We start from the raw sequence: 13,136 nt of genomic DNA on the forward strand, positions 1-13,136 counted from the left end.
CGGTCGACTATGTGGATAAATCCCAGGGCTTTACGACCATCGCCCACCATCACAGTAGCGCATGCCGTCACCTGCGCGCACCGCCATGGGTATTTGCTGCCCAACTTTGCGGCCTGCGTTCCCCCATTAAGCGGATAGCCCGCCACCGCATCGCAGCCGCTTAATGGCTCACCGTTTAGCCATGATCAAAAGGTGCCTCCCATGAGTGGTGCAAGAACCGTCGAGCAGTGGAAATCCTTTATCGAAAGTTGCCTGGACTTTCGCCCGGCGGATGAAGTGTTCCGCATCGCCCGCGACATGTTCACCGAGCCCGAGCTGTTCGACCTGGAGATGGAACTGATCTTCGAGAAGAACTGGATCTACGCCTGCCACGAAAGCGAACTGGCCCATAACCACGACTTCGTGACGATGCGCGCCGGGCGCCAGCCGATGATCATCACCCGCGACGGCGAAGGCCGGCTCAACGCGCTGATCAACGCCTGCCAGCATCGCGGCACTACCCTCACCCGCGTGGGCAAGGGCAACCAGTCCACCTTCACCTGCCCGTTCCACGCCTGGTGCTACAAGAGCGATGGCCGACTGGTGAAGGTCAAGGCGCCGGGGGAATACCCGGAAGGTTTCGACAAGGCCACCCGCGGCCTGAAAAAAGCGCGCATCGACAGCTACAAGGGCTTTGTGTTTATCAGCCTGGACGTGAACGGCACTAACAGCCTGGAAGATTTCCTCGGCGACGCCAAAGTGTTCTTCGACATGATGGTGGCGCAATCGGCCACCGGTGAGCTGGAAGTGCTGCCGGGCAAGTCCGCCTACACCTACGACGGCAACTGGAAGCTGCAAAACGAAAACGGCCTGGACGGTTATCACGTCAGCACCGTGCACTACAACTACGTGGCCACCGTGCAGCATCGCCAGCAGGTCAACACCGAAAACGGCGCGGGTTCCAGCACGACGCTGGACTACAGCAAGCTCGGCGCCGGCGACGCGAATACCGATGACGGCTGGTTCGCCTTCAATAACGGCCACAGTGTGTTGTTCAGCGACATGCCCAACCCCAGCGTGCGCTCCGGCTACGCCACCATCATGCCGCGCCTGGTAGAAGAACACGGCCAGCAGAAGGCCGAGTGGATGATGCACCGCCTGCGCAACCTGAATATCTACCCCAGCCTGTTCTTTCTCGACCAGATCAGCTCGCAGTTGCGCATCATCCGCCCGGTGGCCTGGAACAAGACCGAGATCATCAGCCAGTGCCTGGGGGTCAAGGGTGAGTCCGACGCCGACCGCGAAAACCGGATTCGCCAGTTCGAGGACTTCTTCAACGTCTCGGGCATGGGCACGCCGGATGACCTGGTGGAGTTTCGCGAAGCCCAGCGCGGTTTCCAGGGCCGCCTGGAGCGCTGGAGCGATATCTCACGAGGCAGCCATCGCTGGGAGACTGGGCCGACGCCCAACAGCGAAGCCATTGGCATCCAACCAGCCATGACCGGCACCGAGTTCACCCACGAAGGTTTGTACGTCAACCAGCATCGCAACTGGCAGCAGTTCCTGCTCCAGGGCCTGGAGCGACAAGCGCTGACACTGCGGGAGGTGAAGTGATGAATGCGCAATTGCAGTACCAGATCGAGCAGTTCTTCTACCGCAAGTCCGAACTGTGCGACGCCCAGGACTGGGATGCCTACGTGCAGTTGTTCGACCCGCAGAGTGAGTTTCACCTGCCGCAATGGGATTCCGAACACGTCTACACCCAAGACCCCAAGCGCGAGATGTCGTTGATCTACTACGCCAACCGCTCGGGCCTGGAGGACCGTGTGTTCCGCCTGCGCACCGGCAAAGCCGCCTCTGCCACGCCGATGCCGCGCACCTTGCACCTGATCAATAACGTACGCATTGCCGAGCAGGCCGACGACACGTTGGAGGTGCGTTTGAACTGGCACACGCTCTTCTATCGCCTCGCCACGTCCGAGCAGTTCTATGGGCATGCCACGTACCGCCTCAAGCCTGCGGGCGACAGCTGGCTGATCATGCGCAAGCACGCCTTGCTGCTCAACGACACCATCAATTCGGTGCTGGATTTCTATCACCTTTAAAACCAGCCCCCCTGTGGCGAGGGAGCTTGCTCCCGCTGGAGTGCGCAGCGCTCCCAGTTTTTTGGGGCAGCTTCGCAGCCCAGCGGGAGCAAGCTCCCTCGCCACAGGGGCACGCGTGGAGTTCATCAATGAATCACAAAGTGGCCTTCAGCTTTGCCGATGGCAAGACCCTGTTCTTCCCGGTGGGCGCCCATGAAATCCTGTTGGACGCGGCCCTGCGCAACGGCATCAAGATCCCGCTCGATTGCCGCGAAGGTGTGTGCGGCACCTGCCAAGGGCGTTGCGAATCCGGTGAGTACACCCAGGACTACGTCGACGAGGAAGCGCTCTCCAGCCTCGACCTGCAACAGCGCAAGATGCTCAGTTGCCAGACTCGGGTGAAGTCCGACGCCACCTTTTATTTCGACTTTGATTCGAGCCTGTGCAACGCCCCCGGGCCCGTGCAGGTACGCGGCACGGTGAGCGCGGTGCAGCAGGTCTCGACCAGCACCGCCATCTTGCAGGTGCAACTGGACCAGCCACTGGATTTTTTGCCGGGCCAATATGCGCGTCTGTCGGTGCCCGGCACCGATAGCTGGCGCTCCTACTCCTTCGCCAACCGGCCGGGTAATCAGTTGCAGTTCCTGGTACGCCTGCTGCCCGACGGAGTCATGAGCAACTACCTGCGTGAACGCTGCCAGGTAGGTGATGAAATGCTGATGGAGGCGCCCTTGGGTGCGTTTTATCTGCGGCACGTCACCCAACCGCTGGTACTGGTGGCGGGCGGCACCGGGTTGTCGGCGTTGTTGGGCATGCTCGATGAGCTGGTCGTCAACGGCTGCACACAACCTGTGCACCTGTACTACGGCGTGCGCGGCGCCGAAGACTTATGTGAAGCGGCACGTATCCAAGCCTACGCGACGAAAATCCCGAACTTTCGCTACACCGAAGTGCTGAGCGACGCCTCAGCCGAGTGGACGGGCAAACGCGGCTACCTGACCGAACATTTCGACCTGGCCGAATTGCGGGACAGATCGGCGGATATGTACGTGTGCGGCCCCCCTCCAATGGTCGAATCCATCCAGCAATGGCTGGCGGATCAGACACTTGATGGCGTTCAGTTGTATTACGAAAAGTTTACGCAGAGTAATATCTGACCCTCAGCAGTTCTGAGGGGCCGATGCGGCGTGCAATCACCCTTGAGAAAAACAAGTAGAAGGGAATGTTAATGGCGGATGACATGGTTAACCCGGTGGGCCTCAAGCGCGGCCTGAAGAACCGGCACATTCAGCTGATCGCCTTGGGAGGTGCGATTGGTACAGGCTTGTTCCTCGGCTCGGCCGGGGTACTCAAGTCGGCGGGGCCGTCGATGATCCTGGGCTATGCGGTGGCCGGGTTTATCGCGTTCCTGATCATGCGCCAGCTCGGCGAGATGATCGTCGAAGAGCCGGTGGCCGGTTCCTTCAGCCACTTCGCACATAAATACTGGGGCGGTTACGCAGGCTTCCTGGCGGGCTGGAACTATTGGGTGCTCTACGTGCTGGTGGGCATGGCCGAGTTGACGGCGGTGGGCAAGTACATCCAGTTCTGGTGGCCGGAGATTCCAACCTGGGTCAGCGCGCTGGTGTTCTTCGTCGCGGTGAACCTGATCAACACTCTGAACGTGAAGTTCTTCGGTGAAGCCGAATTCTGGTTTGCGATCATCAAGGTGGTGGCGATTGTCGGCATGATCGTGCTCGGCTGCTACCTGCTGTTCAGCGGCACCGGCGGCCCGCAAGCCTCGGTCAGCAACCTGTGGAGCCACGGTGGGTTCTTCCCCAATGGCGGCATGGGGCTGTTGATGTCGATGGCCTTTATCATGTTCTCGTTCGGTGGCCTGGAACTGGTCGGCATCACCGCCGCCGAAGCCAGCGAACCACGCAAGGTGATCCCCAAAGCAATCAACCAGGTGGTGTACCGCATTCTGATTTTCTACGTCGGTGCGCTGACCGTGCTCTTGTCGCTGTACCCGTGGGATCAACTGCTGCAAACCCTCGGCGCGTCGGGCGATGCCTACAGCGGCAGCCCGTTTGTGCAGATTTTCTCGCTGATCGGCAACGACACCGCCGCCCACATCCTCAACTTCGTGGTGCTGACCGCGGCGTTGTCGGTGTACAACAGCGGCGTGTACTGCAACAGCCGCATGCTGTTCGGCCTGGCCGAGCAAGGTGACGCGCCCAAGGCGCTGATGAAGCTCAACAAACAAGGCGTGCCGCTGCGGGCCCTGGCGATTTCGGCGCTGGTGACCATGCTGTGCGTGGTGGTCAACTACGTGGCGCCGCACAGTGCGCTGGAGTTGCTGTTTGCCCTGGTGGTCGCGTCGCTGATGATCAACTGGGCATTGATCAGCCTGACCCATATCAAGTTCCGCAAGGCCATGGGCGAGCAAGGCGTGACGCCGTCGTTCAAGACCTTCTGGTTCCCGTTCAGCAACTACCTGTGCCTGGCGTTCATGGTGATGATCATTGGCGTGATGCTGGCGATTCCGGGGATTCGCGAGTCGGTGTATGCGATGCCGGTGTGGGTAGGGATTATCTACATCGCCTATCGGTTTCGGATCAGAAACGGGAAGGTTGCCGTGGCGCAGTAACCCCTGTGGGAGCGGGCTTGCCCGCGATTGTGGCGTGTCAGCCAATGGATGAGCCGACTGATACACCGCCATCGCAGCGATGCGGCGACCCGACAAGCCAGCTCCCACAATTGACTGTATTTCACCTAGAAAAAAGCCCCGGTAATCCGGGGCTTTTTTATTAGAGCGTGGAACGTACTCGCCAGAGTTCAGGGAACAGTACCGTGTCGAGCATCTTGCGCAGGTACCCCACGCCTTCAGTACCACCAGTACCCGGCTGGAAGCCGATGATGCGCTCCACCGTGGTGACATGCCGGAAGCGCCACTGGCGGAACGAATCTTCCAGGTCGATAAACTTCTCGGCCAACTGATACAAATCCCAGTAACGGCTCGGGTCACGATACACCTCGCGCCAGGCCGCTTCCACCGATTCATCGTGCACCGTGGCGGCGGTCGGGTCGCGCTCGGCGCGCTTGGGATCAATCGCCAGCCCCGCCTTGACCATCAGGTTTACGGCCTCGTCATACAACGACGGCGTGGCAATCGCCACCTGCAATTGCTGCAGCAACTCCGGGCGATGGGCATGGGGCCGCAGCAGCGCCGGGCTTTTGTTGCCGAGGATGAATTCGATCTCGCGGTACTGAAACGACTGGAACCCCGACGACTGCCCCAGGAACGGGCGAATCGCCTTGTATTCCGACGGGGTCATGGTCGCCAGCACCGCCCAGGCGTGCACCAGTTGATCGAAGATCCGCGACACCCGCGCCAGCATCTTGAACGCCGGTGGCAGCTCACCCAGGCGCACATGTTCGCGGGCGGCCTTGAGTTCGTGCAGCATCAATTTCATCCACAGCTCCGAGGTCTGGTGCTGGATGATGAAGAGCATTTCGTTGTGATCCGGCGACAGCGGGTGCTGGGCGCTGAGGACTTTGCCCAGGTCCAGGTAATCGCCATAGCTCATGGACTCGGAAAAATTCAGTTCGGCGTTATGCCATTCTTCCGGCGGTTGGTAATCAGCTGAGAAAGGACATTGGCTCATCGCGTGGGCTCCTTGAGCGGGCGGAGAATGGCGCGCACGGGGCTCGCGTCCAGGTTGGCGAAGCGCAGCGGCAGCGCGATCAGTTCATAGTCGCCCTCCGGTACGTCATCGAGCACGATGCCTTCGAGGATCGCCATGCCATGGCGCGCCACGGCGTTGTGCGAATCCATGGTCTTGGATTGCTGCGGGTCCAGGGACGGCGTATCGATACCGATCAGGCGCACCCCCAGGCTGGCCAGCAACTCAATGGTCTGGGGGGCGATGGCGGTGAAGTTCGAATCCCAGTCGGTGAGTGGCGCTTGTGGATAAGTGCGCAGCAGCACGCGCTCCGGCAGGTTATCCACACGCCCTTGCAACTGATGGGGCTGCACCAGAGCGCCGCTGCCCAGGCAATGCAATACCCGGCACGGGCCCATGTACACATCCAGCGATACCTCGCCAATCGGCGCCCCATCGGCGCTGTAATGCAGCGGCGCATCCACATGGGCACCGGTGTGCGGCGACAGGGTGACGCGCCCCACATTTACCGGACACTCCGGGCCGAACTGCCACACGCGCTCTTCCTGGAACGGTGTATCGCCCGGCCAGGTCGGGGTGGCCGTGCTCAAGGGCGGGCTGATATCCCACCACGTTTTTATTGGTTTCATTGCAAGGCTCTCACGGGGTACTGGGGTGAATGATACGAGGGCCAGCTCTGAATTTTCTTGCGAATTCTGGCGCGCCACGGGAAATATTTCGCAGTTACTGCGAGGAAACAGCGGTTTGATGCACAGATCTGTCGCTCAGATACACCAAGACCTCCTGTGGGAGCCGGGCTTGCCCGCGATAGCGGAGTGTCAGGCAATGGAGATGCTTGTTGTGCCAGCGTCATCGCGGGCAAGCCCGGCTCCCACAGGGGACTGCGGTGTTCAGGTGACTGCGCTTCTGGGCATCCCAATGTCGAGTTCAGACCACTGGCGCAACGCCCGAGGCCTTAGGGTTGAGCTTTCCCTTCCCTGCCTCGGAGTCATCATGACCAAGCCCATCACCGTACTACGCGACACCCACCCACTGCCGGTCCTGGATGCCTGCAAATGGGAAAAGCTCGAAGGCGACCCGCACACCGTCAACCTCAACGCCTACACCAGCGAAGACGGCAGCAAGATCATGGGCACCTGGATCTGCACACCGGGCAAGTGGTACGTGGAATACGTGAAGTGGGAATACTGCCATTTCCAGGAAGGCTACTGCGTGATCACGCCTGAAGGCATGGAGCCGATCCACTTGCGGGCTGGGGATATCTTTGTGGTGGAACCGGGGATGAAAGGAACGTGGGAAGTGGTCGAGACGGTGCGTAAGTATTTTGTGTTTGCCTGACCCAGCAAAAGCTGTGGCGAGGGAGCTTGCTCCCTCGCCACAGGTTTTTATTTGGGCTTGCGATAGCTGTTGATGATCGCCGAGAAGTCCTTGCCCCCTTCCCCACGCTGGCTCATCGATTGATACAGCTGCTGGGCCACTGCGCCGAGGATCACCGGCTGGTGCACCTGGCGTGCAGCTTCGGTGGCCAGGCCTAAATCCTTGAGCATCAGGTCGGCACCAAAACCACCGGTATAGCCACGCGATGATGGCGCGGTCTCGATCACGCCTGGCCAAGGATTGTAGGTATCGGAACTCCAGCAGCGCCCCGTGGAGCTGTTGATGATGCCGGCCAGCACTTGTGTATCAATGCCAAGTGCATCGCCCAGGGCCATGGCTTCACTGACGCCGACCATGCTGATACCCAGCAGCAGGTTGTTGCAGATCTTGGCGATTTGCCCAGTGCCGACATCGCCGCAGTGCACGATATTGCGGCCCATCTGCGCCAGCACCGGTTGCAGGGTGGCGAACAGTTCCGGGTTGGCGCCAACCATAAAGGTCAGCGTCCCGGCCTGGGCACCGCCGGTACCACCGGAGACCGGCGCATCGGCCACGTCCACGCCTTGTTTGGCTGCCGCAGCCGCTACTTCACGGATGGTTTGCGGGTCAATGGTGCTGCAATCCACGGCGGGGATGCCTTTGCCGATGCCGGCGAGTACACCGTCTTCATTCAGCCACACGCTGCGCACGTGGGCGGCGGCCGGCAGCATGGTAATCACCAGTTCGGCGCCCTGGGCCGCATCACGCGGCGAGCTGCTGATGGTGCCGCCCAGTTCGGCGAGTTCCTTGAGTACCGCCTGGTTCAGGTCGAACAGGTTAAGCGCGTGCCCAGCCTTGATCAGGTTGCGGGCCATGGGCGCACCCATGTTGCCCAGGCCGATAAATGCAATCTTCATGATCGTCTCCCAGGTTCAGCGCAGGTTAATGGTGGTGTTGACGCCATCGTTGACCGTGTCATCGTCGAACCAGCGGCTGGTGACGGTTTTGGTCTGAGTGTAGAACTGCACCACTTGCTTGCCGTAAGGGCCCAGGTCGCCGAGCTTGGAACCGCGGGAGCCGGTGAAGCTGAAGAACGGCACTGGCACCGGGATGGGGATGTTGATGCCGACCTGGCCCACATCGATTTCGCTCTGGAATTTACGCGCCGCCGCACCGCTCTGGGTGAACAGACCTGTGCCGTTGCCGAACGGGTTGGCGTTGACCAGGGCGATGGCTTGATCGAGGGTGTCGACTTCCAGCACCACCAGCACCGGGCCGAAGATTTCCTCGGTGTAGATGCGCATGTCGGTGGTCACGCCCGAAAAAAGAGTCGGGCCGACAAAGTTACCTTGTTCGAAGCCCGGCACCTTGATATCGCGGCCATCCAGCTCCAGCTTGGCGCCTTCTTTCACGCCGCTTTCGATCAGTTCAAGGATGCGTGCCTTGGCGCGCTTGGAAATCACCGGGCCGACATCCGTGCCGGCTTCGCTGCCTGCATTGACCTTGAGCTTTTGTGCCAACGCCTTGAGATCTGGCAGCCACTGCTTGGCCGCACCCACCAGCACCACCACCGAGGTGGCCATGCAACGCTGGCCCGCCGCGCCGAAACCGGCGCCGACCAGGGCGTTGAGGGTGTGCTCGCGGTTGGCATCCGGCAGCACCACCGCGTGGTTCTTGGCGCCCATCATCGATTGGACGCGTTTGCCGTGCTTGCCTGCCAGGTCATAGACATGGGTGCCGACGGCCGTCGAGCCGACGAAGGACACCGCCTTGATGTCTTTGTGGGTGCACAGTGCATCCACCACGCTCTTGCCGCCGTGCACCACGTTGAGCACGCCCGCCGGTACGCCGGCTTCCAGCGCCAGCTCCACCAGGAGCATGGTCGACAACGGGTCTTGCTCGGAAGGCTTGAGTACGAAGGTGTTACCGCAGGCAATCGCCATCGGGAACATCCACAGCGGAATCATCGCCGGGAAGTTGAACGGGGTGATGCCGGCGCATACGCCGATAGGCTGGCGCAGGGTGTAGGTATCCACGCCGCCGGCCACGTTCTCGGCGAACTCGCCCATTTGCAGGGTGCCGATGGAACAGGCGTGTTCGACCACTTCCAGTCCACGGAAAATATCGCCCTCGGCATCGGCAATGGTCTTGCCCTGCTCGGCGCTGAGGACTACAGCAATGCGCTTGGAATGTTCGCGGATCAAGGCTTGCAGCTTGAGCATGATGCGCATGCGCGCGCCGATCGGTGTCAGCTTCCAGGTCTGGAAAGCGCGATGGGCAGCGTCAATGGCGGCGTTGACTTCATCGGCAGTGGCGAACGGGACTTTGGCCAGCACTTGCTGAGTGGCCGGGTTGACGATGTCTTGCCACTCGGTGGTTTTGGACTCGACCCACTCGCCGTTGATCAGCAACTTGACCTGTTGCACGGAAATATCGGCAGATGCGTTCATATGGTCTCCAGAATCTTGTCGTTATGCAGAGAACCAAGGCGTTGAATCGCCTTGAAGAATGAGGCGTTCGGACTGTTTTTGGAGTATAGATGTGCAAATCTCTAATAAGAACGTACATAAAAGCCGGTCCAATATGCAAAAAAACATCACCTCCCTGGGCGCCCTGAACTGGGATGACCTGAAGTTTTTCCTCGAAGTGGCGCGCACCCGCAAGGCCAGCGTGGCCGCCAAGCGCCTGGCGGTGGACTACACCACCGTGTCGCGACGCATCAGTTCACTGGAAGTGTCCCTCGGCACGCTGCTGTTCGAAAAATCCCGGACCAACGGCTTCGTGCTCACCAGCGAAGGCCAGCGGTTGCTGGGTTATGCCGAATCCATCGAAAGCACACTGCACATGGCCTGCGAACAGGTGTCCGGGTCCGGCGTGGCACTGTCGGGCCATGTGCGCATGGGTTGCACCGAAGGCTTCGGCAGCTTCTTCGTCACCCCGCAACTGAGCCATTTCGTCGACACTTATCCCGCGATCTCGGTGGACATCCTGCCCCTGCCCCACTTCATCAGCCTGTCCAAGCGCGAAGCCGACATCGTCATCGCCCTGGAACGCCCGGAACACGGACCGTATGTGTGCTGCAAACTGTGCGACTACAAACTGCAGCTGTACGCCACCCAGGACTACCTCGACCAACACCCGCCGATTCGCACACCTGCGGACTTGGCCGAGCATCCATTTATCAGCTACGTGGATGACCTGGCGTTCAGCTCGGAGCTGCTGTACCTGGCCAACGTCGTGCCCGGCGCCAGCGCGAGTTTGCGCAGCACCAGCGTGATCGCGCAGTACGTGGCGGCGCAGCAAGGCCGGTCGATGGCGATATTGCCGTGCTTTCTGGCAGCGCAGGACTCGCGGTTGTTGCCGGTGCTGGGGGAGCAGATCGCGATTACGCGACAGTTCTGGATGTATTGCCGGGAGGATTTGAGGAAGTTGAAGCGGATTACGTTGTTGTGGGATTACATCCGGGAAGTGACGGAGCAGAATCAGGGGTTGTTGATGGGGGAGACGCGGGAGATCAGGTTTGCAGACTGAATGTGGGAGCTGGCTTGCCTGCGATAGCGGTGCATCAGCAAAAGCTATATCTACCGATCAACCGCCATCGCAGGCAAGCCAGCTCCCACATATTGAATGCATTTCAGCTGGGGGAAGCAGAACCCGCTTAGTCTGCGATTACTACAATTGACACCCGGCGATTCTCGGTGCGGCCTGCTGTGGTCGTATTCGGCGCCACCGGCTCGCTGCTGCCCAGGCCGCGCAGTTGGATGTTTTCTTCTTTCATGCCCACGCGGGTCAGCACCTTGCCCACGCTTTTGGCGCGGCGCAGGGACAGGGCCACGTTGTAGGGTTCTTTGCCGGAGGCGTCGGTGTGGCCGTCGACACGCACACGCTCGATACCCGCGCCTACCAGGGCCTGGCCGATGCGTTCGACGATGTCGGTGCTGGGTTTGTTGAGGGTTTCGACGTCACTGCCAAACAGCACTTTGCCGGACAGGCCGAAGGCCCAGCCTTCATCGGTCAGCTCGAAGCCTTGTTGTTTGAGCACGGCGACTTGCGCCGGGGTCAGGCCTTTGGGTGGCGTCTGGCAGCCGCTGAGGGCCAGGAAAGCGACGAGTAAAGAAACAAATAAAATGCGTGTGTTAGCGAACAAGGGAATCAACTCCTGTGTTGAACGTTGACGACGGGATGCTCCGACTCCGCCGTTTGCTGGCCGCCCGAGGACAATCGTTTGGCCTGGTACATCGCCGCGTCGGCGGCGTTGAGCAAGGTGCCGGGAGTGGCGCCATGCTCGGGATAAATGGCAATACCGATGCTGAGGGAGGTCAACACCTGGGTATCACCTGGCAGGGGGATCGGCATGTCCATGCTGGCAATGATTTTGTCGGCGATGCGATGGGCGTCTTCGGCCTTGTGCAGGGGCGCCAGTAATACCGCGAATTCATCACCGCCCAGGCGCGCCACCAGGTCGTCCTCGCGCAGTTGCGCCCGCACGCGGTCGGCAACGGCCACCAGCACGGCATCGCCAGCGGCATGACCGAAGCTGTCGTTGATGTCTTTGAAGCGGTCGCTGTCGAGGAACAACACCGCCACCCGCTCGTTGACCTTGGCGGCGCTGCGCAAGGCGCGGATCAGCCGGCCTTCGAAGAACGCGCGGTTGGGCAGGCCGGTGAGGCTGTCGTGGCTGGCCTGGTGGGCCAGGGTTTCGTTTTCGCTTTGCAGGTGGCTTTGCCAAGCCTCCATCTCACCGAGCAGGGCATTGAAGTCGCTGCCCAGGCTGTCGAGCTCGGCGATCTGCGCCGAGGGTACGCGGCGGTCGAAGTCTCGTTCGCTGCGGGCGGCGTGGGCGACGGCGGCCAGGCGTTGCAATGGCACGGTGATGCCATTCAATAGACGCCGCGACAGGTGCAATGCCACCCAGGCGCTGAGCGCTGTGCAGATCAAAATCCCGACCAGACCGCTGAGCAAAAAGCGCAACAGGCTGCCACCGTGGCCGACCAGGTGGATGCTGCCGACAGTTTGCCCCTGGCGCAGAATCGGCTGGCTGATGGGCTGTTCGAGCAGGGCGTGCGCTATTTGCAGCTCGACCCGTGACAACATGCCGGTTTCCGGGCGAACCCAGCGCGCCAGCAGCTTGCCGTTGATATCAAATACTTCTGCCTGGGCCACTTCTTCGGTGGAGGCAATCAGGCTCAGGGCTTCGGTGGCCGCCGCGCTATCGTTGAACACCACGGCCGCTTCCACGGTGTAGTTGATGGAGCGGGCGATCAGGTGCAGGTTGTGCTCGGCGTAAACCCGCAGGGCCAGCACGCCGAGCAGGGTCAGGGAAACACTGGCCAGGGTCACCGCTACCAGCGCCAGGATCATATGCCCGCGGGCAATCACCGAACGCAGGGTCGGCCGCACTTTATCGCGGCTCATGAGCCAGGCGCTCGACGGCGAGACAACTGCAACACACTGGGATGGATACGCACGCCGCTGCGGGCGACGGAATCCAGATTGACCTCGAATGACACCTGCTCATCGCTGACCCGCAGGCAGAACAGGCTGCCCACCGTGCATTGGTCGCCCCCTTCGCTGATGCTGAGCACAGGGTGGCCAATCAACGAAGTAAACAGGCGGTTGCGTTCGTCAGGCGTGATTTTGCCGATGTAGATGGCGTCGCAGGCATTGACGATATCCGGATGATCGACCAGCAGGCGCCGCACCCGCACCGGACGACCGGTGGCCTGAGTAGTGCCTTTGACCAGGTCATCGGTGTACTGAGTCGGCCCGACAATGCACAGCCGCAATTGCGCAGGCTCCACCGGCCACCGCGCGTAGCTGAGAATACCCAGCACGACCTGGGTGACCGCCTGGGCGCGCTGCTCGGCGAGGCTGGGCGTCTGCGCCCATACCTGCGGCGCGAGCAGGCACAGAACCGCCACCCGCAACATGCGTCTCCAGCTCAAACTGCGCTCTGTGGGCGAGACAGCCACGTTCATGCAGCACTTCTCTCAGGTATTTTCCAGGGTGATGCCGCAACGATAGCACAGCGGCGGGAACCCCCGCGCAGCAC

At 61.0% G+C, this 13,136-nt stretch carries 13 protein-coding genes; 6 read left to right on the forward strand and 7 right to left on the reverse strand.

The features are described from left to right. The first annotated feature begins 201 nt into the window (after positions 1–201). The 4 genes from antA (at position 202) to MHH62_RS19770 (ending at position 4,692) form a co-directional block, all read left to right on the forward strand. Positions 202–1,593 carry an anthranilate 1,2-dioxygenase large subunit gene (antA, locus tag MHH62_RS19755; RefSeq protein WP_020302518.1) on the forward strand — a complete coding sequence of 464 codons (1,392 nt, stop codon included), beginning with the start codon at positions 202–204 and terminating at the stop codon, positions 1,591–1,593. Next, on the forward strand, positions 1,593–2,084 hold the full coding sequence (gene antB, locus MHH62_RS19760; protein ID WP_014719911.1) for an anthranilate 1,2-dioxygenase small subunit: 492 nt from the start codon (positions 1,593–1,595) through the stop codon (positions 2,082–2,084). Before antA ends, antB begins: the two co-directional genes overlap by 1 nt. A 128-nt stretch (positions 2,085–2,212) precedes the next feature. After that, positions 2,213–3,220: an anthranilate 1,2-dioxygenase electron transfer component AntC gene (antC, locus tag MHH62_RS19765; protein WP_014719912.1), complete on the forward strand. Its 1,008-nt coding sequence runs from the start codon at positions 2,213–2,215 to the stop codon at positions 3,218–3,220. A 71-nt stretch (positions 3,221–3,291) separates the two neighbouring features. Next, entirely contained in the window at positions 3,292–4,692 is a 1,401-nt protein-coding gene (locus tag MHH62_RS19770; RefSeq protein ID WP_044274391.1) for an amino acid permease, read from the forward strand. A 160-nt stretch (positions 4,693–4,852) separates the two neighbouring features. On the opposite strand, the gene kynA is transcribed toward MHH62_RS19770, so the two are convergent. Together kynA and kynB are read right to left on the reverse strand one after the other, a co-directional pair. Beyond that, positions 4,853–5,710 (reverse strand): tryptophan 2,3-dioxygenase, encoded by an 858-nt coding sequence (gene kynA / locus MHH62_RS19775; RefSeq protein WP_072434974.1) that lies wholly within the window; start codon positions 5,708–5,710, stop codon positions 4,853–4,855. Then, positions 5,707–6,357 carry an arylformamidase gene (kynB, locus tag MHH62_RS19780; RefSeq protein ID WP_020302521.1) on the reverse strand — a complete coding sequence of 217 codons (651 nt, stop codon included), beginning with the start codon at positions 6,355–6,357 and terminating at the stop codon, positions 5,707–5,709. Before kynB ends, kynA begins: the two co-directional genes overlap by 4 nt. Positions 6,358–6,721: 364 nt before the next feature. Here kynB and MHH62_RS19785 point away from each other — a divergent pair, with 364 nt between their 5' ends. Then, on the forward strand, positions 6,722–7,066 hold the full coding sequence (locus tag MHH62_RS19785; RefSeq protein ID WP_019817873.1) for a cupin domain-containing protein: 345 nt from the start codon (positions 6,722–6,724) through the stop codon (positions 7,064–7,066). A 47-nt stretch (positions 7,067–7,113) separates the two neighbouring features. Here the strand turns inward: MHH62_RS19785 and mmsB are convergent, their stop codons facing one another. Both mmsB and MHH62_RS19795 read right to left on the reverse strand, forming a co-directional pair. Beyond that, a complete protein-coding gene (gene mmsB / locus MHH62_RS19790; RefSeq protein WP_020302522.1) occupies positions 7,114–8,001 on the reverse strand; it encodes a 3-hydroxyisobutyrate dehydrogenase in 888 nt (295 codons plus the stop codon). Positions 8,002–8,016: 15 nt separating this feature from the next. Next, the gene (locus MHH62_RS19795; protein WP_014719917.1) at positions 8,017–9,534 is read right to left on the reverse strand and encodes a CoA-acylating methylmalonate-semialdehyde dehydrogenase; all 1,518 of its coding nucleotides are present in this window, start codon (positions 9,532–9,534) and stop codon (positions 8,017–8,019) included. A 133-nt stretch (positions 9,535–9,667) separates the two neighbouring features. Here MHH62_RS19795 and MHH62_RS19800 point away from each other — a divergent pair, with 133 nt between their 5' ends. Continuing rightward, complete coding sequence (locus tag MHH62_RS19800) at positions 9,668–10,615, forward strand: LysR family transcriptional regulator (protein WP_339231708.1); 948 nt, start codon at positions 9,668–9,670, stop codon at positions 10,613–10,615. A 127-nt stretch (positions 10,616–10,742) separates the two neighbouring features. Here the strand turns inward: MHH62_RS19800 and MHH62_RS19805 are convergent, their stop codons facing one another. Genes MHH62_RS19805 through MHH62_RS19815 form a run of 3 tightly spaced genes read right to left on the reverse strand, consistent with a single transcriptional unit; the run spans position 10,743 to position 13,062 of the window. Then, positions 10,743–11,231 carry an OmpA family protein gene (locus tag MHH62_RS19805; RefSeq protein ID WP_014719919.1) on the reverse strand — a complete coding sequence of 163 codons (489 nt, stop codon included), beginning with the start codon at positions 11,229–11,231 and terminating at the stop codon, positions 10,743–10,745. Between the two features lie 5 nt (positions 11,232–11,236). Then, the gene (locus MHH62_RS19810; protein WP_020302524.1) at positions 11,237–12,499 is read right to left on the reverse strand and encodes a diguanylate cyclase; all 1,263 of its coding nucleotides are present in this window, start codon (positions 12,497–12,499) and stop codon (positions 11,237–11,239) included. Further along, positions 12,496–13,062, reverse strand: a complete 567-nt coding sequence (locus MHH62_RS19815; protein WP_014719921.1) for a YfiR family protein — start codon at positions 13,060–13,062, stop codon at positions 12,496–12,498. Before MHH62_RS19815 ends, MHH62_RS19810 begins: the two co-directional genes overlap by 4 nt. Between the last annotated feature and the right edge of the window lie 74 nt (positions 13,063–13,136).

The sequence above is a fragment of the Pseudomonas sp. FSL L8-0168 genome (assembly GCF_037976155.1).
In the GTDB taxonomy this organism is placed as follows: domain Bacteria; phylum Pseudomonadota; class Gammaproteobacteria; order Pseudomonadales; family Pseudomonadaceae; genus Aquipseudomonas; species Aquipseudomonas paracarnis.